This is a genomic window from Streptomyces mirabilis (genome assembly GCF_018310535.1).
Lineage (GTDB): Bacteria > Actinomycetota > Actinomycetes > Streptomycetales > Streptomycetaceae > Streptomyces.
This window is the reverse complement of sequence record NZ_CP074102.1, coordinates 2,508,036-2,527,014: the sequence shown is the minus strand read 5'-3', so window position 1 is coordinate 2,527,014 and position 18,979 is coordinate 2,508,036. Positions and strand designations below refer to the sequence as shown.

Here is an 18,979-nt window from a genome sequence, read left to right as displayed (position 1 = left end):
CCACTCGTGCAACCATCGTCGCTACCCGGAAGTCCCCAACCATATGCGCGCATCGCTAGGGTGTGGGGCTGAGATGGCCAGCGAGACCTGTGGGGAAGCCCGTGCGTGAATATCTGCTGACGCTCTGCATCACGGCCGCGGTGACGTATCTGCTGACAGGGCCGGTGCGGAAGTTCGCGATCGTGGCCGGAGCCATGCCGCAGATCCGGGCACGTGACGTGCACCGGGAACCCACGCCGCGGCTCGGTGGCATCGCGATGTTCTTCGGTCTGTGCGCCGGTCTGCTGGTCGCCGACCATCTGCGGAACCTCAACGCCGTCTTCTCCGACTCCAACGAGCCCCGCGCGCTGCTCTCCGGCGCCGCGCTGATCTGGCTGATCGGTGTCCTGGACGACAAGTTCGAGATCGACGCCCTGATCAAGCTGGGCGGCCAGATGATCGCCGCGGGTGTGATGGTCATGCAGGGTCTGACGATCCTGTGGCTGCCCATCCCCGGCGTCGGCCTGGTCGCGCTGACCCAGTGGCAGGGCACCCTGCTCACCGTGGCGCTGGTCGTCATCACGATCAACGCGGTGAACTTCGTCGACGGCCTCGACGGTCTGGCCGCCGGCATGGTGTGCATCGCCTCGGCCGCGTTCTTCCTGTACGCCTACCGCATCTGGTACAGCTACGGCATCGAGGCCGCCGCCCCGGCGACGCTCTTCGCGTCGATCCTCATGGGCATGTGTCTGGGCTTCCTGCCGCACAACATGCACCCCGCCCGGATCTTCATGGGCGACTCCGGCTCGATGTTGATCGGCCTGGTGCTGGCCGCCGGTGCGATCTCCATCACCGGGCAGATCGACCCGGACGCGATGAACCTGTTCTCCGGTTCGGAGCGCAACACCGTGCACCAGACGGTGCCGGTCTACATCCCGCTGCTGCTGCCACTGACGATCATCGCGGTCCCGGCCGCCGACCTGGTGCTCGCCATCGTGCGGCGCACCTGGCGCGGTCAGTCGCCCTTCGCCGCCGACCGCGGCCACCTGCACCACCGCCTCCTGGAGGTCGGCCACTCGCACAGCAGGGCCGTCCTGATCATGTACTTCTGGTCGGCGCTGATCGCCTTCGGAGCGCTCGCCTTCTCGGTGAACTCGGCGTCCATGTGGATCGTGCTCGGCATCGCGGCGCTCAGCGCGGTGGGTCTCGTACTGCTCCTGCTGCCGCGCTTCACGCCGCGTGCCCCGCGCTGGGCCGAGCACCTGGTGCCGCCGCGCTACCGCCGCCGTCGCAGGGTCGCCCTGGCGGCCGAGGCGGAGGCCGCCGTGGCCTCCGCCGCGTACGAGGAGCCGGCGTCCCACGAGAAGGCGGCCCAGGAGCGGGAAGAGGGCGTGCGCGAACACCGTTCCCCGGTCACCACGGGTGTCTCAGGAGTCAACGGAGCGACGGCAATTGGGCCCCGTGCGCGCTTCCTTGAAGGGCGCAAAGCCGAATCTTCACGCTGACGCAAAGTAAGAATTCCGCAAGAGGGATCACCGGCAAACCGCGTCAATACCAGACAAGTCGCCCTCGATATTGCACAAACGCGCAGGTTCACTCTCATGTGTGACAGCGAGCACACCTTCTAGGTAAAGACCGCATCAAATAGTTTGTGATACGGTTCACGAGAACCCGGGATAGAGCCGAAGGACCGTAGTGAGACGGCCCCTTGGCGTGAGGTTCTCTCTCAGCCCGGGACTACGCTCGTCCATGACGACACCCTGCCCCCGAAGCAAGCGGAGTTGCCGCCATGCCGTCCAATGACGCCCGGAACCTATTGCACACCGCTGTCCCCACAGCGGCTGTCGGCGTGATCGCCGTCGCCGTCAGTGGCGTGGTCGCCGGTGGCAAAGGCGCGCTCGGTGCGGGCATCGGCACCCTGCTGGCCATCCTCTTCATGGGGATCGGCCTCTACGTCCTGCAGTGGACGGCGAAAACGCTCCCGCAGTTGTTCCAGGCCATGGGTCTGATGCTCTACGTCGCCCAACTCCTGCTGCTCCTGATCTTCGTGGCACTCTTCAAGAACACGTCTCTGTTCAACCCCAAGGCGTTCGCGGTCGGTCTCGTCCTCGCGACCGTCGTGTGGATGGCGGCGCAGGCGCGGGCGCACATGAAGGCCAAGATCTTCTATGTCGACCCCGAACCCGAGAAGAAGAGCGAGAAGCCCGAGAAATCAGGGCCCTCGTCGTGAGGGGTAGGGGTGGGATAAAGCCATGTGGGAGATCCTGCTATCGTCCGGTGCCAACTGCGGCATCGCGGGCGCGGGCATCTGAGCTGACGCCTGCTCAATCGCGAGGCTTGATGCCCCACAGCCGCCCCCACATTCGTTACACCAGTCCAGTGCCGAACCGCGGCTGCGCGCCGCGCCGACACAACGAGGTTGCCGTACCTATGCGTCACGCCGAAGGAGCCCGTGGTGAGTGCTGACCAGACCCAGCTCGCCTTTGACTGGAGCTGTCGGATCATGTCCGACAACGGGTGTGGCTTTCCGGCTCCGGGCCTGCACTCGTTCCTCTTCAAGCCGCTCGCCACGGTCGGGGGGTTCGAGTTCAACAAGGTCATGCTGCTCGCCCTCCTCACCTCCATCCTTGTCGTCGCCTTCTTCTGGGCGGCCTTCGGCAAGGCCAAGGTGATCCCGGGCAAGCTGCAGATGGTCGGTGAGGCCGGTTACGACTTCGTGCGCCGCGGCATCGTCTACGAGACGCTCGGCAAGCGCGAGGGCGAGAAGTACGTCCCGCTGATGGTCTCGCTGTTCTTCTTCATCTGGATCATGAACATCTGGTCCGTGATCCCGCTGGCGCAGTTCCCGGTGGCGTCGGTCTTCGCCTTCCCGGTCGTGCTCGCAGCGCTCGTCTGGATCCTCTGGGTCTCGGTGACGTTCAAGCGCCACGGCTTCGTCGGCTTCTTCAAGAACGTCACCGGCTACGACAAGTCGCTCGGTCCGGTGCTGCCGCTCGTCATGGTCATCGAGTTCCTCTCGAACCTGATCGTCCGGCCCTTCACGCACGCGGTCCGACTCTTCGCCAACATGTTCGCCGGCCACCTGATGCTGGTCATGTTCACCGTCGCCTCCTGGTACCTGCTGAACAGCTGGATGGTCCCGGCGGCCGGCGTCTCGTTCATCATGACGATCACCATGATCCTCTTTGAGCTCTTCGTGCAGGCCGTCCAGGCGTACGTCTTCGTGCTGCTGGCTTGCTCCTACCTCCAGGGCGCTCTCGCCGAGCACCACTGAGGCAAACCGCCCCGCAAACCCCCAGGCGTCCGGTGGCCAACCCCCACCGGTCCATGAAAGAGAAGGAAGAACCGGCATGTCCGCTCTCCAGACCATCGCTGCCGCTGCGACCGTCCACGGCTCGGTCGGCTCCATCGGTTACGGTCTCGCCGCGATCGGCCCCGGCGTCGGCGTCGGCTACATCTTCGGTCAGGGCACCCAGGCCCTGGCCCGTCAGCCCGAGGCTGCCGGTCTGATCCGCGCCAACCAGATCCTCGGCTTCGCCTTCTGTGAGGCGCTCGCCCTCATCGGCATCGTTATGCCGTTCGTGTTCGGTAAGTAATCACCCCTTACTGACACGAAACGACGAAAGGCACTGATGTGATCGCCAACCTGGTTGCACTCGCAGCCGAGGAAGAGCAGAACCCGCTCATCCCGGCGGGTCCCGAGCTGCTCGTCGGCGCCATCGCCTTCGCCATCGTCTTCTTCTTCTTCTGGAAGAAGCTCCTCCCGAACATCAACAAGGTTCTGGAAGAGCGCCGTGCGGCGATCGAAGGCGGTATCGAAGAGGCCGACGCCATGAAGGTCGAAGCCCAGAGCGTGCTGGAGCAGTACAAGGCCCAGCTCGCCGAGGCACGGCACGAGGCCGCGCGGCTGCGCCAGGAGGCGCAGGAGCAGGGCGCCACGCTCATCGCCGACATGCGTGCGGAAGGCCAGCGGCAGCGCGAGGAGATCATCGCCGCCGGTCACTCGCAGCTCGAGGCCGACCGCAAGGCCGCCTCGCAGGCGCTGCGACAGGACGTGGGCAAGCTCGCCACCGACCTGGCCGGCAAGCTCGTCGGTGAGTCCCTCGAGGACCACGCCCGGCAGAGCCGCGTCATCGACCGCTTCCTCGACGAGCTCGAGGAGAAGGCCGAGGCGACTCGATGACCGCACACGGAGCAAGCCGCGAGGCCCTCGCTGCAGCTCGTGAGCGTCTCGACGCGCTGACGGACTCGACGTCCGTGGACGCGGTCCAGCTCGGCGACGAGCTGGCCGCCGTCACCGCGCTGCTCAACCGCGAGGTGTCGCTGCGTCGGGTCCTGACCGACCCGGCGCAGCCCGGCGAGGCCAAGGCCGAGCTGGCCCAGCGCCTGCTCGGCGGCCAGGTCGGCGGGCCGACCGCGGACCTGGTGGCCGGCCTGGTGCGCTCGCGCTGGTCGCAGTCGCGTGACCTGGTGGACGCGCTGGAGGAGCTGGCGAGCATCGCCGACCTCACGGCCGCCCAGCGGGCGAACGCGCTCGACGACGTCGAGGACGAACTGTTCCGCTTCGGCCGGATCGTCTCCTCGAACACCGAGCTGCGCGCCGCGCTGACCGACCGCACCGCCTCGAAGGCGGCCAAGAGCGAGCTGCTGCACAGCCTGCTCGGCGGCCGGGCCAACCCGACCACCGAACGCCTGGTGACGCGCCTTGTGGCCGCGCCCCGGGGACGTAGCCTGGAGGCGGGACTCGAGTCCCTGTCCAAGCTCGCCGCCGAGCGCCGCAACCGCATGGTCGCCGTCGTCACCTCGGCGGTCCCGCTGAGCGACGGACAGAAGCAGCGCCTCGGCGCCGCCCTGGCGAAGCTCTACGGCCGCCCGATGCACCTCAACCTCGACGTGGACCCCGAGGTCATCGGCGGGATCCGGGTGCAGGTCGGCGACGAGATCATCGACGGTGCCGTCGCGGACCGACTCGAGGACGCGCGCCGACGCATCGTCGGCCAGTAGCAACTCAATACGCGTAACCACGTAGTACTTACGGCCCTGGTTGGGCCGTGCAGAGGATTCCTGGGGGCTGACCCCAGACCCCCCAAGAAAACTTCGGGCCCAACAAGGAGAGCAGGGAACCCAGATGGCGGAGCTCACGATCCGGCCGGAGGAGATCCGGGACGCGCTGGAGAACTTTGTCCAGTCGTACAAGCCGGACGCGGCCTCGCGCGAGGAGGTCGGTACGGTCACCGTCGCCGGCGACGGTATCGCCAAGATCGAGGGCCTTCCCTCGGCGATGGCGAACGAGCTGCTGAAGTTCGAGGACGGAACCCTCGGTCTCGCGCTGAACCTGGAAGAGCGCGAGATCGGTGCGGTCGTCCTCGGCGAGTTCAGTGGTATCGAGGAGGGCCAGCCGGTGCAGCGCACCGGTGAGGTGCTGTCCGTCGCCGTGGGCGAGGGCTACCTCGGCCGCGTCGTCGACCCGCTCGGCAACCCGATCGACGGCCTCGGCGAGATCGAGACCACCGGCCGCCGCGCCCTCGAGCTGCAGGCCCCGGGCGTCATGGTCCGCAAGTCGGTGCACGAGCCGATGGAGACCGGCTACAAGGCCGTCGACGCGATGACCCCGATCGGCCGTGGCCAGCGTCAGCTGGTCATCGGCGACCGTCAGACCGGTAAGACCGCGCTGGCCGTCGACACGATCATCAACCAGCGCGACAACTGGCGCTCGGGCGACACCAAGAAGCAGGTCCGCTGCATCTACGTCGCCATCGGTCAGAAGGGTTCGACCATCGCCTCCGTGCGTGGCGCCCTCGAAGAGGCCGGCGCGCTGGAGTACACGACCATCGTCGCCGCCCCGGCGTCCGACCCGGCCGGCTTCAAGTACCTTGCGCCGTACACCGGTTCGGCCATCGGCCAGCACTGGATGTACGAGGGCAAGCACGTCCTCATCATCTTCGACGACCTCTCGAAGCAGGCCGACGCCTACCGCGCCGTGTCCCTGCTGCTGCGCCGTCCGCCGGGGCGCGAGGCCTACCCCGGTGACGTCTTCTACCTGCACTCCCGTCTGCTGGAGCGCTGCGCGAAGCTCTCCGACGAGATGGGCGCCGGTTCGATGACGGGTCTGCCGATCGTCGAGACCAAGGCGAACGACGTGTCGGCGTTCATCCCGACCAACGTCATCTCCATCACCGACGGCCAGTGCTTCCTGGAGTCCGACCTGTTCAACGCCGGCCAGCGTCCGGCCCTGAACGTCGGTATCTCGGTCTCCCGCGTCGGTGGCTCCGCCCAGCACAAGGCGATGCGCCAGGTGTCCGGCCGACTGCGTCTGGACCTCGCCCAGTACCGCGAGCTGGAGGCGTTCGCCGCCTTCGGTTCCGACCTGGACGCCGCGTCGAAGTCGCAGCTGGAGCGCGGTCAGCGGCTGGTCGAGCTGCTCAAGCAGCCTCAGTACCAGCCGATGGCCACCGAGGACCAGGTCGTCTCCGTGTGGGCCGGCACCACCGGCAAGATGGACGACGTACCGGTCGCCGACATCCGCCGCTTCGAGACGGAGCTCCTGGAGTACCTGCACCGCAAGGAGCAGGGCCTCATGACCTCCATCAAGGAGGGCGCCAAGATGTCGGACGACACCCTCACCGCCATCGCGGACGCCATCGCGGACTTCAAGAAGCAGTTCGAGACCTCGGACGGCAAGCTTCTCGGCGAAGACGTTCCGGCCGCGGCCAAGTGACGTAAGGAAGGGACCTGACTCATGGGAGCCCAGCTCCGGGTCTACAAGCGTCGCATCCGATCCGTCACCGCGACCAAGAAGATCACCAAGGCGATGGAGATGATCGCCGCCTCGCGCGTCGTCAAGGCGCAGCGCAAGGTGGCGGCCTCCGCGCCGTACGCGACCGAGCTCACCCGCGCGGTCACGGCGGTCGGCACCGGCTCGAACACCAAGCACCCGCTGACCACGGAGGCGGAGACGGCGACCCGTTCCGCGGTGCTGCTCCTCACGAGCGACCGCGGACTGGCCGGCGCCTTCAACTCCAACGCCATCAAGGCGGCGGAGCTGTTGACCGCCCGTCTTGAGGCGGAGGGCAAGGAGGTCGACACGTACATCGTCGGCCGCCGCGGTCTGGCCCACTACAACTTCCGCGAGCGCACGGTCGTGCAGTCGTGGTCGGGCTTCACCGACGAGCCCACCTACGCGGACGCCAAGAAGGTCGCGGCGCCGCTGATCGAGGCCATCGAGACGGCGACGGCGGACGGCGGCGTGGATGAACTCCACATCGTCTACACCGAGTTCGTCTCGATGATGACGCAGACGGCGGTCGACGGCCGCCTGCTGCCGCTGCGCCTCGAAGAGGTCGCGGAAGAGGCGCCCAAGGGCGAGATTCTTCCGCTGTACGAGTTCGAGCCGTCGGCGGAGGACGTCCTCGACGCCCTGCTGCCTCGGTACGTCGAGAGCCGTATCTACAACGCGCTGCTCCAGTCGGCTGCCTCCAAGCACGCCGCCACCCGCCGCGCGATGAAGTCGGCGACCGACAACGCGGGAGACCTGATCACCACGCTCTCCCGTCTTGCCAATGCGGCCCGCCAGGCCGAAATCACCCAGGAAATCAGCGAGATCGTCGGTGGCTCCGCAGCCCTTGCCGACGCGACCGCGGGGAGTGACAAGTAATGACGACGACTTCTGAGACGGCCGTTGCCACGGGCCGCGTCGCCCGGGTCATCGGCCCGGTCGTCGACGTGGAGTTCCCCGTCGACGCGATGCCGGACATCTACAACGCCCTTCACGTCGAGGTGGCCGACCCGGCCAACGCCGGCGAGAAGAAGACGCTGACCCTGGAGGTCGCCCAGCACCTGGGTGACGGCCTGGTCCGCACGATCTCCATGCAGCCCACCGACGGTCTGGTCCGCCAGGCCGCGGTCACCGACACGGGCACGGGCATCACCGTCCCCGTCGGTGACTTCACCAAGGGCAAGGTCTTCAACACCCTCGGTGAGGTGCTGAACTCCGACGAGAAGTACGAGGGCGAGCGCTGGTCCATCCACCGCAAGGCCCCGCGCTTCGACGAGCTCGAGTCGAAGACCGAGATGTTCGAGACCGGCGTCAAGGTCATCGACCTTCTCACCCCGTACGTCAAGGGTGGAAAGATCGGTCTGTTCGGTGGTGCCGGTGTCGGCAAGACGGTGCTCATCCAGGAGATGATCTACCGCGTCGCCAACAACCACGACGGTGTCTCCGTGTTCGCCGGTGTCGGTGAGCGCACCCGTGAGGGCAACGACCTCATCGAGGAGATGTCGGACTCGGGCGTCATCGACAAGACCGCGCTTGTCTTCGGTCAGATGGACGAGCCCCCGGGCACCCGTCTGCGCGTGGCTCTCGCGGGTCTGACGATGGCGGAGTACTTCCGTGACGTCCAGAACCAGGACGTGCTGTTCTTCATCGACAACATCTTCCGCTTCACGCAGGCCGGTTCCGAGGTCTCGACCCTGCTCGGCCGTATGCCCTCCGCGGTGGGCTACCAGCCGAACCTGGCCGACGAGATGGGTCTCCTCCAGGAGCGCATCACCTCGACCCGTGGTCACTCGATCACCTCGATGCAGGCGATCTACGTCCCCGCGGACGACCTGACCGACCCGGCCCCGGCCACCACGTTCGCCCACCTCGACGCGACGACGGTTCTGTCCCGTCCGATCTCCGAGAAGGGCATCTACCCGGCCGTGGACCCGCTGGACTCCACGTCCCGCATCCTGGACCCGCGCTACATCGCGGCGGACCACTACGCCGCCGCGATGCGGGTCAAGTCGGTCCTGCAGAAGTACAAGGACCTTCAGGACATCATCGCGATCCTCGGTATCGACGAGCTCGGCGAGGAGGACAAGCTCACTGTCCACCGCGCCCGTCGCGTGGAGCGCTTCCTGTCCCAGAACACCCACGTCGCCAAGCAGTTCACCGGCGTCGACGGGTCGGACGTCCCGCTGGACGAGTCGATCGCGGCCTTCAACGCGATCATCGACGGTGAGTACGACCACTTCCCGGAGCAGGCGTTCTTCCTGTGCGGTGGCATTGAGGACCTCAAGGCCAACGCCAAGGAGCTCGGCGTCTCCTGAACCTCGCGTATCTGAGGGACTCCGGTTCCTGAGGAACTCGTGTTCGTAAGGGAGGGGGACGGGACCGCACCTCGCGGGGCGCGTCCCGTCCCCCTCCGTACGCCCATTAGACTTTGACCCAACACCCGGCGGCCATGCCGGGTGGTGACCCGAGGAGCCCACCTTGGCTGCTGAGCTGCACGTCGAGCTCGTCGCCGCGGACCGCAGTGTCTGGTCCGGCGAGGCCACCCTGGTCGTCGCGCGTACCGCGTCCGGCGACATCGGCGTCATGCCCGGTCACCAGCCGCTGCTCGGTGTGCTGGAGTCGGGCCCGGTGACCATCCGTACGAGTGATGGTGGAACGGTCGTCGCCGCGGTGCACGGCGGTTTCATCTCGTTCGCCGACAACAAGCTGTCACTGCTGGCCGAGATCGCCGAGCTGTCGGACGAGATCGACGTCCAGCGTGTGGAGCGGGAGCTCGAGCGCGCGAAGGCGGAGGGCGATGCCTCCGCCGAGCGCCGCGCGGACGTCCGTCTGCGGGCGGTGTCGGCGCGCTGAGTCGCCGCGCTGTGTGATGCTTTGCCTCAGCCGCGGCGGGGACCGGATCACTCCGGACCCCGCCGCGGCTGAGGCAAATGCGGAGGTTTTTTCTTTTCCGTTACCTAGGAGACGAGGAGGTCGGTGTCGATGGTCCTCGCTCTGACTGTGTGCGGATTGGTAGTGGCGCTCGTGGTGGTGGGGCTGTTCGTCTTCGGCCTCCGCCGCCGGCTGATCCAGCGCTCCGGGGGCACGTTCGACTGCAGCCTGCGCTGGGACGTCCCGGAGAAGAGCGACCCCAACGGAAAGGGCTGGGGCTACGGCGTCGCCCGCTACAACGGCGACCGCATCGAGTGGTATCGCGTCTTCTCGTACTCCCCCCGCCCGCGCCGCGTCCTGGAACGCTCGGCGATCGAGGTGGCCGGCCGCCGCACCCCGGACGGCGAGGAGGAACTCGCCCTGCTCTCCGACGCGATCATCCTGGCCTGCGTGCACCGGGGCACCCGCCTGGAACTGGCGATGAGCGAGGACGCGCTGACCGGTTTCCTCGCGTGGCTGGAGGCGGCCCCGCCCGGACAGCGAGTGAATGTGGCCTGAAAGGCCGCATTCACCCGCTGGGTGGGGGTCCCCCCCCCGGACGAAGTCTGGGGGAGCGTCAATGGGGCCTAGCGGCTATCCCAGTCCGCTGTTGATCGCGCTCACCAGTTCGCCGTTGCTGGTGTCTCCGCTGAACTCCCAGAAGAACGCGCCGCCCAGGCCCTGGTTCTTGGCCCAGGCCATCTTCGTGCCGATGGTCGCCGGGGTGTCGTAGGACCACCAGTTGCTGCCGCAGTGCGCGTACGCCGTCCCCGCGATCGTGCCGGTGGCGGGGCAGGACGTCTTCAGCACCTTGTAGTCCTCGATGCCCTGCTCGTACGTTCCCGCCGCCGGACCCGTGGCCGTGCCGCCCGGTGCGTCCTGGGTGACGCCCGTCCAGCCGCGGCCGTAGAAGCCGATGCCGATCAGCAGCTTGCTCGCGGGCACGCCCTTCGCCTTGAACTTGGCGATCGCGTCGGCCGTGGTGAAGCCGGGCGTCGGGATACCGCTGTACGAGGTGAGCGGGGAGTGCGGGGCGGTCGGGCCCTGCGCGTTGAACGCTCCGAAGAAGTCGTACGTCATCACGTTGTACCAGTCGACGTACTGCGAGGCGCCCGCGTAGTCGGCGGCGTCGATCTTGCCGCCGGAGGTGCCGTCGGCCGTGGTGGCCGCGGTGACCAGGTTGCCCGTGCCGAACTTGGCGCGCAGGGCCTGCATCAGGTTCTTGTAGGCCGCGGCGCCGCTGGTGTCGCAGGACAGACCGCAGGCGTTCGGGTACTCCCAGTCGATGTCGATGCCGTCGAAGACGTCGGCCCAGCGCGGGTCCTCGACCAGGTTGTAGCAGGACTGGGCGAAGGCGGTCGGGTTGGCCGCGGCCTGAGCGAAGCCGCCGGACCAGGTCCAGCCGCCGAAGGACCAGAGGATCTTGATGTTCGGGTACTTGGCCTTCAGCTCGCGCAGCTGGTTGAAGTTGCCGCGCAGCGGCTGGTCCCAGGTGTCGGCGACGCCGCTGACCGACTGGTCGGCGGTGAAGGCCTTGTCGTAGTCCGCGTAGGAGTCGCCGATCGCGCACTGGCCGTTGGTGACGTTGCCGAAGGCGTAGTTGATGTGCGTGATCTTCGCGGCCGAGCCCGAGGTCACCAGGTTCTTGACGTTGTAGTTGCGGCCGTAGATGCCCCACTCGGTGAAGTAGCCGAGCTTGACGGCGTTGCCGGTCGGGGGCGGGGTCGTACCGCCGCCCGTGGTGTGGACGGCGACCGCGCCGCTGACCGGACCGGTCTGGTCGGCGGTGTCACGGGCCTGGACGGTGTACGAGTAGTCGGTGCCGGCGGTCAGACCGGTGTCCGTGTACGAGGTCGTGGTCACGGTGGCGACCTTGGTGCCGCCGCGCAGGACGTCGTAGTTCTTGACACCCTTGTCGTCGGTGGCCGCGCTCCAGGAGAGCTTCACCGAGGTGTCGGTGATCGCGGAGGCGGTGGGGGTGCCGGGCGTGCTCGGCGGGTTGTCGCCGGGGACGGTGGTGCCGCCGTCACAACTGCCGCCGTTGAGCGTGCAGTTGGTCGGAGATCCCGTGCCGGCGCCGTTGAAGCCGAAGGAGACGGAGGCGCCCGCGGCGAGGGTGCCGTTGTACGACTTGTTCTTCGCGGTCCAGTGGGTGCCGGAGGAGGTGACGTCCGCGTCCCAGGCCGAGGTGACGGACGTACCGGAGGGGAAGTCCCAGTCGATCGTCCAGGAACTGATGCTGGTGGTACCGGTGTTGGTGACGGTCCACTTGCCTTCGAAGCCCGTACCCCAGTCCTGGGTCTTGGTGTACGTGGCGGTGGCGGAGGTGGCTGCCGAGGCGGGGCTCGCGAGCCCGACCAGGGCGGCGAGCGGAAGCAGCAGAGTGGTGAGTCCTGCCACGGTTCGCTGTCGGACTCTGGTTCTGAAGCGCATGCTGCGCCTCCTTCTTTGTCTGTTTCGCCTCCGGGGCGCTCCAGCCGGTGGCGAGACCGCGACCGTGCTCAACCCTTCGGGCCTCCGCGCGCTCGCGCTCTCGCCACCGGCGCGCCCCTTCGGCGGGGGAGGTGTCGGGGGCATGACCAAGCGCAGTGCGGCGAGAATAGAAAGGTCTGGACCATAGGTCAATAGGTCTGGACCAGTGCGCCCGCGGGGGAGTCAGACCCCCAACTCCTGGGCCAGCACGGCCGCTTGAACCCTGCTCCGCAACTCCAGCTTCCCGAGCAGACGGCTGACGTGGGTCTTCACCGTCGCCTCCGCCATGTCCAGCCGTCCCGCGATCTCCGCGTTGGAGAGCCCCTCACCCAGGCAGGACAGCACCTCCCGCTCCCGGCGCGTCAGCGCGTCGAGCACGGCCGGGTCGGCGCTCGGCTCCCGTACCGGCTTCGCGGCGAACTCGGCGATCAGCCGACGCGTCACGGCCGGAGCGATCAGCCCCTCGCCGCTCGCCACCGTCCGCACCGCCACCAGCAGATCCTTCGCCTCCGTGTTCTTCAGCAGAAACCCCGAGGCGCCCGCGCGCAGCGCCCCGAAGACGTAATCGTCGAGGTCGAAGGTGGTGAGCACGAGCACGTCGGCGAGCCGCTCGGCGACGACCTGACGGGTGGCGGACACTCCGTCGAGCCGGGGCATCTGCACATCCATCAGAACGAGGTCCGGGCGGAGTTCGCGGGCGAGCGCGACCGCCTGCTCGCCGTCCGCGGCCTCGCCGACCACCTCGATGTCGGGCGCGCTGCGCAGGATGAGGACGAGCCCGGCCCGTACGGCGGACTGGTCCTCGGCGACGAGCACGCGGATCATTCGGTTTCTCCTTGGGCGAGGGGCAGGATGGCGCGTACGGCCCAGATTTTGCCGTCCCTGCCGTCCCTGCCGTCCCTGCTGTTCTTGCCGTTCCCGCTGTCGGGGGAGGGCTCGGGCCCCGCCTCGAAGCTGCCGCCCAGCAGGTCGGCCCGCTCCCGCATACCCACGAGACCGGCGCCGGAACCAGGGGCGCGGGGGCCGCTCGGACCGCCGTACGGACTGGTCACCGCGATGGCGAGCGAGCCGTCCCGCTCGGCGAGCGTCACCGTGACGTGGCCCTCGGGCGCGTGCTTGAGGGCGTTGGTCAGCGACTCCTGGACGATGCGGTACGCGGCGAGTTCGACCGGGGCGGGCACCGTGCCGTGCTCGGTGGCGAGCGTGACGTCGAGCCCGTTGGCGCGGGCGCCGGCCACCAGGGCGCCGAGTCCGTCGAGGGTGGGGGCCGCGGCCGGTTCGCGGTCGCCGCTGCCGTCGCGCAGGATCCCGATCAGCCGGCGCATCTCGGCGAGCCCCTCGACGCTGTTCTCACGGATGACGGTGAGCGCGTCCTTGGACGTCTTCGGGTCGTCGATGGAGAGCGCGGCCGTGGAGTGGATCGCGATCGCGGAGAGATGGTTGGCCACCATGTCGTGCAACTCCCGTGCCATCCGGGCCCGTTCGGCGGTGACGGCCTGGGCGCGGTCCATCTCGGCGAGCAGGGCCGTCTGTTCGGCGCGCAGCCGTTCGGCGACGGCGGTGTCGCGGTGGTTGCGCACGATCCAGCCGGTGGCGGCGGGAGTGAACGTCACCAGGCCGGTGAACGCGCCGATCAGCAGCCCCTCCGGCTTGTGCCAGGCCGCGACCGGCCACACGGTCGCGATCACCGTGATCAGCCCGGTGATCCAGGGGATGCGGCGGGCCGCGCCGGGGGAGCCGTACAGGACTGCCGCGTAGACCAGGTCCGTGAACATCACGACCGTGGCCAGGCTGCCGCGGGTCAGCAGGTCGGCCACGAGCGCGAGTGTGCCGACGAGCAGGGCGGTGCGCGGCCGTGTCCGGCGCAGCAGCTCGCAGCAGGCCATCACGGCCAGCGGCACCAGGACGGCCCAGCCCTGGTCCACACGGGAGACCGGATCGTCCGGCCTACGGCTGTAGAGACCGACGCTCCACAGGAACAGGCCGCCGAGCAGTCCGCCGACCGCGATGCCCACGTCGTCGCGGTGGGGGCGGGGCCGTCGCCTGGCCACGACTCCGTCCACGACCCCGTCCATGACTCCGTCCATGACTTCATCCAACACGGTGCACCGGGCCGCCGCCTGATGCCCAGGAAGGGTCCGGAACTGCATCTTTCGATGTACCGGGACTTCGTCACCGCCGACGACGATCCGAGCCGCCCCGGACGCGAGCCTGGAGGGGTGACCGAGAGGAGCGAAACGTGATCGTCGGGTTGATCGTCGCGTGCGAGGCCGGCTTCTGGGTGCTGCTGGCCGCGGGCCTCGCCGTCCGCTATCTGCTGAGGCTGCGCCGCACGAGCGTGGCCCTGCTGCTGTGTGAACCCCTGCTGGAGGTGGTGCTCTTCGTGGTGACGGCGATCGACCTCAGGAACGGCGCCGAGCCGAGCTGGGAACACGGCCTGGCCGCGCTCTACCTCGGCTTCACCGTCGCCTACGGCCACTACACCATCCGCCGGCTGGACGGCCACGCCGCGCACCGCCTGGCCGGTGGCCCGCCCCCGCCGAAGCCCCCGCGCTTCGGCCTGCCCCGGGCCGCCCACGAGGGCTGCCTCTGGCTCCGCACCCTCCTCGCGGCGACCGTCGCGTGCGCCCTTCTCCAGGGCGCGATCTGGTTCGTCGGCGCCGGCGACACCTCGTCGCTGCGCGCCTTCCAGTGGGTGGCGCTACGGGCGGTGGGGCTCCACGGCCTGATCGCCCTGACGTATCTGCTCTGGCCCAAACGGGCCCCGGTCACCCAGGGCCGGTCCGGCGGCTAGCGCTCGCCCCCCGGCACCCACAGCACGTCCCCGGTCTCCTTGTTGGCGGTGCGGGCCAGGATGAACAGCAGGTCGGAGAGGCGGTTGAGGTAGGTCGCGGTGAGCGGGTTCATCACCTCCGCGTGCACCTCCAGGGCCGCCCATGTCGAGCGCTCGGCCCGTCGTACGACCGTGCAGGCCTGGTGGAGGAGGGCCGCGCCCGCCGTGCCGCCGGGCAGGATGAAGGAGCGCAGCTTCTCCAGCTCGTCGTTGAAGCGGTCGCAGTCCGCCTCCAGCTTGTCGATGTAGAACTGCTCGACGCGCAGGGGCGGGAACTTCGGGTCCTCGGCCACCGGGGTCGACAGGTCGGCGCCGACGTCGAAGAGGTCGTTCTGCACCCGGGTGAGGACCGCGACGACCTCCTCGTCGAGACCGCCCAGTGCGATCGCCGTCCCGATCACCGCGTTCGCCTCGTTGGCGTCCGCGTAGGCCGAGATCCGGGGATCGGTCTTGGCGACCCGGCTCATGTCCCCGAGAGCGGTGGTGCCCTGGTCGCCGGTCCTGGTGTAGATGCGCGTCAGATTGACCATGGGGCCAGCGTAGTTATGCTCCGGCCTTCCGGAAGACACGTGTGCCCACCGTCACGGAGAGCGCCGCGAAGCCGAGGGCGACCAGGACGCCGTACAGCATGTGGGCCGTGGCGTACGAGCCCACGTACGCGTCCCGCACCGCGTCCACCAGATAGCGGAACGGCATGAAGTGCGAGAGCACGTCCAGCCAGCCGGGAGCCAGTGTCATCGGGAGCATCAGGCCGGACAGCAGCATGGCCGGCATCGTCATGGCGTTGATGGCGGGGCCGAACTCCTGCGGGGTGCGGACGATCATGGCCAGGGCGTAGGAGAGGGAGGCGAGGGAGAGGGTGAGCAGGGCGACGAACGCGAAGCCGATCAGGATGCCGGCGAGTGGCGCGCGCAGCCCCATCGCCAGTGCCGCCAGGACCAGCAGTACCGCCTGGAAGACGAAGACGGCGGCGTCGCGCAGGACCCGGCCGAGCAGCAGCGCGAGCCGGCTCACGGGGGTGACCCGCATCCGTTCCACGATTCCCTGGCTCTTCTCGATGATGATGGTGAAACCGGCGAACGCGGCCCCGAACAGCCCGAGTTGAAGCAGCAGTCCGGGGACCAGGACCTGCCAGGAGCTGCCCCGCGAGCCGAGCGGCAGGCCGGTCAGCAGCGGGCCGAAGAAGAGCAGGTACAGCAGCGGCATCAGGACGCCGAAGAGCATCGCGAAGCGGGAGCGGAGGGTCTGGCGGGCGTAGCGCCCGAAGATCAGCGCGGTGTCGTGGAGAAGCATCGGTTCCTGGGTCCTCTACGTCCTATACGGCCACGGGGGCGGAGTCGGTGGGTGCCGGGCCGCGCCCGGTGATCGCGAGGAACGTGTCCTGGAGCGACGCGTCGGGCGCACCGCCGTGCGTCAGCTTCAGCGTGCTCGGTGTGCCGTCGGCCACGACCACTCCCCGGTCGACGATCACGAGCCGGTCGGAGAGGGCGTCCGCCTCGTCGAGGTAGTGCGTGGTCAGGAAGACCGTGGTGCCGTGCTCGTCGCGCAGCCGGCGGACCAGGTCCCACAGGTCCGCGCGGCTGGCCGGATCCAGGCCGGTCGTCGGCTCGTCCAGGAACAGCACCCGCGGGCGGTGCGTGAGCGCCATCGCGATGTCCAGGCGGCGGCGCTGCCCGCCGGAGAGCGCGGACGTCCTGCGGTCGAGCAGTCCGGTCAGGCCGAGGTCGTGCGCCAACTCCTCGGCCCGGTCCTGCGCCTGAGCCCTCGGCAGGCGGTACAGCCGCCCCTGGGTGACCAGCTCCTCCCGCACGGTCACGTGCGGGTCGACGCCTCCCGACTGCGCCACATAGCCGCTGGCGCGGCGCACCCCGGCCGGGTCGGTGGCCAGATCGCAGCCCGCGACGGTGGCCGCGCCGCCGGTGGGCTTCAGTAGCGTGGTGAGCATGCGCAGCGTGGTCGTCTTGCCCGCGCCGTTCGGGCCGAGGAAGCCGAGGATCTCGCCGGGCCGCACGGTGAGATCGATGGAGCGGACGGCCTCCACGAGGCCGCGTTTCGTCCGGAAGGTACGCGCCAGACCGGCCGTACTGATGATTGCCATGCCCTCAGAGAAACAGAGTCCCTGAAAATTTGCAACGACACCAAGAATGTCTTGTCACCAATATTTCTATGTGCCCAAGGTTTCATCGGCTCCAGCGAAGCTACGATGCGGACATGGCTGAAGGGCTCAGGGAGCGGAAGAAGCGGCAGACCCGGCAGTACATCTCGGATGTCGCCACCGGTCTGTTCTTGGAGCGCGGCTTCGACGCGGTGACGGTCGCGGAGGTCGCGGACGCCGCGGACGTCTCCGTCAACACCGTCTACAACTACTTCCCGACCAAGGAGGACCTCTTCCTCGACCGCTCTCAGGGTGTCGTCGACCGGCTCGCCCGCTGGGTGCGCGGCCGGGAGAAGGGGGAGTCGGCCGCCGTCGCCGTGCTGCGCGAACTGCGTGACGAGGTCGCGGCGGTCTCGCCGCGGGTCGGCCTGATGGACGGATACGCCCGCTTCATGCAGGTCATCCACGCGGCTCCCGCCCTCCGTTCACGGCTGTGGGCGATCGGTCAGGAGGTGCTCGACAACCTGGAGGAGGCGCTGCGCGAGGAGACCGGCGCGTCCGCCGACGACCCGCTGCCCGGTCTGATCGCAGGACAGGTCAACTGGGTCCACCAGACGGTCATGGCCGTCATCGGCCGGGAGATGATGGCCGGCCGCAATCCGGACGAAGTATCACGTGAGGTACTTCTTCTCCTCGATGACATGGAGGAGCTGTTGAGCGAGAAGGTGCTCAACTACGCGGTCCGCGACGCGGGGTGAGCCATCCGGTGTGATGTCCGTCAGATGAGACGTGACGCGCATTACTTACCGGTCACACAGGCCCTCACGAGCGCTAGTGTCCGCCCGAGAGGCAGACATAAACACCGCGTCAGGGGAGTCGCACAGTGGCAGGGAAGCTCGCCGTCATCGGAGCCGGGCTCATGGGGTCCGGTATCGCCCAGGTGTCCGCGCAGGCGGGCTGGGACGTCGTTCTGCGCGATGTCACGGACGAGGCGCTCACGCGAGGCATCGACGGCATCAAGGCCTCGTACGACAAGTTCGTGAGCAAGGGCAGGCTGGAGGCGCACGACGCCGATGCCGCGCTCGGCCGGATCACCGCGACCACCGATCTCGACGCCGCCGCGGACGCGGACATCGTCGTCGAGGCCGTCTTCGAGAAGCTCGAGGTCAAGCACGACATCTTCCGCGCGCTCGACAAGATCGTGCGGGACGACACCGTGCTCGCCTCGAACACCTCCGCCATCCCGATCACGAAGATCGCCGCGGCCACCGAGCGCCCGGAGCGGGTCGTCGGCGTCCACTTCTTCTCACCCGTACCGATGATGCAGCTGTGCGAACTGGTGCGCGGCTACAAGACGAGCGACGAAACCCTCGCCACCGCACGGGAGTTCGCCGAGTCCGTCGGCAAGACCTGCATCGTCGTCAACCGTGACGTGGCCGGCTTCGTGACGACCCGTCTCATCTCGGCGCTCGTCGTCGAGGCCACCAAGCTGTACGAGTCCGGCGTGGCCACCGCCGAGGACATCGACCTCGCCTGCAAACTGGGCTTCGGTCACGCCATGGGCCCGCTCGCCACGGCCGACCTCACGGGCGTCGACATCCTCCTGCACGCGACCGGCAACATCTACACCGAGACGCAGGACGAGAAGTTCGCCCCGCCGGAGCTGATGCGCCGGATGGTTGACGCCGGTGACATCGGGCGCAAGAGCGGGCAGGGCTTCTACAAGCACTGAATCAAGCGAGTCATCCAGCATCACCCGTCACGGAAACCGCACGTGCCTCTGGGGTGTCACCCCATGAGGTGAATTCGGTATCGGTTCGCTTACAGACGGCAACCTCTGCGGCCTCAAGCCAGTCAGACGGTGCACACGCAAAACTGCGGACCGACACTGACGCAGAGAGACCGACGCAGAGTA

19 protein-coding genes and 1 pseudogene are annotated in these 18,979 nt (G+C 68.3%); 14 read left to right on the top strand and 6 right to left on the bottom strand.

Going from position 1 to position 18,979, the window contains the following annotated elements; translation table 11 throughout:
* The first annotated feature begins 101 nt into the window (after positions 1 to 101).
* The 11 genes from SMIR_RS10920 (at position 102) to SMIR_RS10870 (ending at position 10,183) form a co-directional block, all read left to right on the top strand.
* Positions 102 to 1,484: an MraY family glycosyltransferase gene (locus tag SMIR_RS10920; RefSeq protein ID WP_212726923.1), complete on the top strand. Its 1,383-nt coding sequence runs from the start codon at positions 102 to 104 to the stop codon at positions 1,482 to 1,484.
* A gap of 284 nt (positions 1,485 to 1,768) precedes the next feature.
* On the top strand, positions 1,769 to 2,209 hold the full coding sequence (locus SMIR_RS10915; RefSeq protein WP_168495586.1) for a Cg1360 family ATP-synthase-associated protein: 441 nt from the start codon (positions 1,769 to 1,771) through the stop codon (positions 2,207 to 2,209).
* A gap of 225 nt (positions 2,210 to 2,434) precedes the next feature.
* On the top strand, positions 2,435 to 3,253 hold the full coding sequence (atpB, locus tag SMIR_RS10910) for a F0F1 ATP synthase subunit A (RefSeq protein ID WP_527252120.1): 819 nt from the start codon (positions 2,435 to 2,437) through the stop codon (positions 3,251 to 3,253).
* Between the two features lie 76 nt (positions 3,254 to 3,329).
* Positions 3,330 to 3,575: an ATP synthase F0 subunit C gene (gene atpE / locus SMIR_RS10905; protein ID WP_212726922.1), complete on the top strand. Its 246-nt coding sequence runs from the start codon at positions 3,330 to 3,332 to the stop codon at positions 3,573 to 3,575.
* Positions 3,576 to 3,613: 38 nt separating this feature from the next.
* Positions 3,614 to 4,162 (top strand): F0F1 ATP synthase subunit B, encoded by a 549-nt coding sequence (locus SMIR_RS10900; RefSeq protein ID WP_212726921.1) that lies wholly within the window; start codon positions 3,614 to 3,616, stop codon positions 4,160 to 4,162.
* Positions 4,159 to 4,983: a F0F1 ATP synthase subunit delta gene (locus tag SMIR_RS10895; RefSeq protein ID WP_168495590.1), complete on the top strand. Its 825-nt coding sequence runs from the start codon at positions 4,159 to 4,161 to the stop codon at positions 4,981 to 4,983. Before SMIR_RS10900 ends, SMIR_RS10895 begins: the two co-directional genes overlap by 4 nt.
* Positions 4,984 to 5,107: 124 nt before the next feature.
* Positions 5,108 to 6,697, top strand: coding sequence for a F0F1 ATP synthase subunit alpha (atpA, locus tag SMIR_RS10890; RefSeq protein ID WP_101400693.1), 1,590 nt, complete (start codon positions 5,108 to 5,110; stop codon positions 6,695 to 6,697).
* Positions 6,698 to 6,718: 21 nt separating this feature from the next.
* Complete coding sequence (locus SMIR_RS10885; protein WP_168495592.1) at positions 6,719 to 7,633, top strand: F0F1 ATP synthase subunit gamma; 915 nt, start codon at positions 6,719 to 6,721, stop codon at positions 7,631 to 7,633.
* Positions 7,633 to 9,069, top strand: a complete 1,437-nt coding sequence (atpD, locus tag SMIR_RS10880) for a F0F1 ATP synthase subunit beta (protein ID WP_054233221.1) — start codon at positions 7,633 to 7,635, stop codon at positions 9,067 to 9,069. Before SMIR_RS10885 ends, atpD begins: the two co-directional genes overlap by 1 nt.
* Positions 9,070 to 9,232: 163 nt before the next feature.
* Entirely contained in the window at positions 9,233 to 9,607 is a 375-nt protein-coding gene (locus SMIR_RS10875; protein ID WP_054233220.1) for a F0F1 ATP synthase subunit epsilon, read from the top strand.
* Positions 9,608 to 9,736: 129 nt separating this feature from the next.
* Entirely contained in the window at positions 9,737 to 10,183 is a 447-nt protein-coding gene (locus tag SMIR_RS10870) for a DUF2550 domain-containing protein (RefSeq protein WP_054233219.1), read from the top strand.
* Positions 10,184 to 10,258: 75 nt separating this feature from the next.
* On the opposite strand, the gene SMIR_RS10865 is transcribed toward SMIR_RS10870, so the two are convergent.
* The 3 genes from SMIR_RS10865 to SMIR_RS10855 form a co-directional block, all read right to left on the bottom strand.
* Positions 10,259 to 12,097, bottom strand: a complete 1,839-nt coding sequence (locus SMIR_RS10865) for a glycoside hydrolase family 18 chitinase (protein ID WP_168495596.1) — start codon at positions 12,095 to 12,097, stop codon at positions 10,259 to 10,261.
* Positions 12,098 to 12,319: 222 nt separating this feature from the next.
* Complete coding sequence (locus SMIR_RS10860) at positions 12,320 to 12,961, bottom strand: response regulator (RefSeq protein ID WP_168495598.1); 642 nt, start codon at positions 12,959 to 12,961, stop codon at positions 12,320 to 12,322.
* Positions 12,958 to 14,187 (bottom strand): sensor histidine kinase, encoded by a 1,230-nt coding sequence (locus SMIR_RS10855; RefSeq protein WP_248003704.1) that lies wholly within the window; start codon positions 14,185 to 14,187, stop codon positions 12,958 to 12,960. The genes SMIR_RS10860 and SMIR_RS10855 overlap by 4 nt, the downstream gene beginning before the upstream one ends.
* Positions 14,188 to 14,375: 188 nt before the next feature.
* Here SMIR_RS10855 and SMIR_RS10850 point away from each other — a divergent pair, with 188 nt between their 5' ends.
* Positions 14,376 to 14,930 carry a hypothetical protein gene (locus SMIR_RS10850; RefSeq protein WP_168495602.1) on the top strand — a complete coding sequence of 185 codons (555 nt, stop codon included), beginning with the start codon at positions 14,376 to 14,378 and terminating at the stop codon, positions 14,928 to 14,930.
* Here the strand turns inward: SMIR_RS10850 and SMIR_RS10845 are convergent.
* From SMIR_RS10845 to SMIR_RS10835, 3 genes and pseudogenes are all read right to left on the bottom strand, one after another.
* Positions 14,927 to 15,499 (bottom strand): cob(I)yrinic acid a,c-diamide adenosyltransferase, encoded by a 573-nt coding sequence (locus SMIR_RS10845; RefSeq protein ID WP_168495604.1) that lies wholly within the window; start codon positions 15,497 to 15,499, stop codon positions 14,927 to 14,929. The genes SMIR_RS10850 and SMIR_RS10845 overlap by 4 nt on opposite strands.
* A 13-nt stretch (positions 15,500 to 15,512) precedes the next feature.
* The gene (locus SMIR_RS10840; protein ID WP_168495606.1) at positions 15,513 to 16,262 is read right to left on the bottom strand and encodes an ABC transporter permease; all 750 of its coding nucleotides are present in this window, start codon (positions 16,260 to 16,262) and stop codon (positions 15,513 to 15,515) included.
* 22 nt (positions 16,263 to 16,284) lie between these two features.
* A pseudogene (locus tag SMIR_RS10835) lies at positions 16,285 to 16,986 on the bottom strand (ATP-binding cassette domain-containing protein); the annotation flags it as partial.
* 194 nt (positions 16,987 to 17,180) lie between these two features.
* Between SMIR_RS10835 and SMIR_RS10830 the strand changes: the two are divergent.
* Both SMIR_RS10830 and SMIR_RS10825 read left to right on the top strand, forming a co-directional pair.
* Complete coding sequence (locus tag SMIR_RS10830) at positions 17,181 to 17,822, top strand: TetR/AcrR family transcriptional regulator (RefSeq protein WP_168495610.1); 642 nt, start codon at positions 17,181 to 17,183, stop codon at positions 17,820 to 17,822.
* A gap of 125 nt (positions 17,823 to 17,947) precedes the next feature.
* Positions 17,948 to 18,796, top strand: coding sequence for a 3-hydroxyacyl-CoA dehydrogenase family protein (locus tag SMIR_RS10825; protein WP_054233213.1), 849 nt, complete (start codon positions 17,948 to 17,950; stop codon positions 18,794 to 18,796).
* The last annotated feature ends 183 nt before the right edge of the window (positions 18,797 to 18,979 follow it).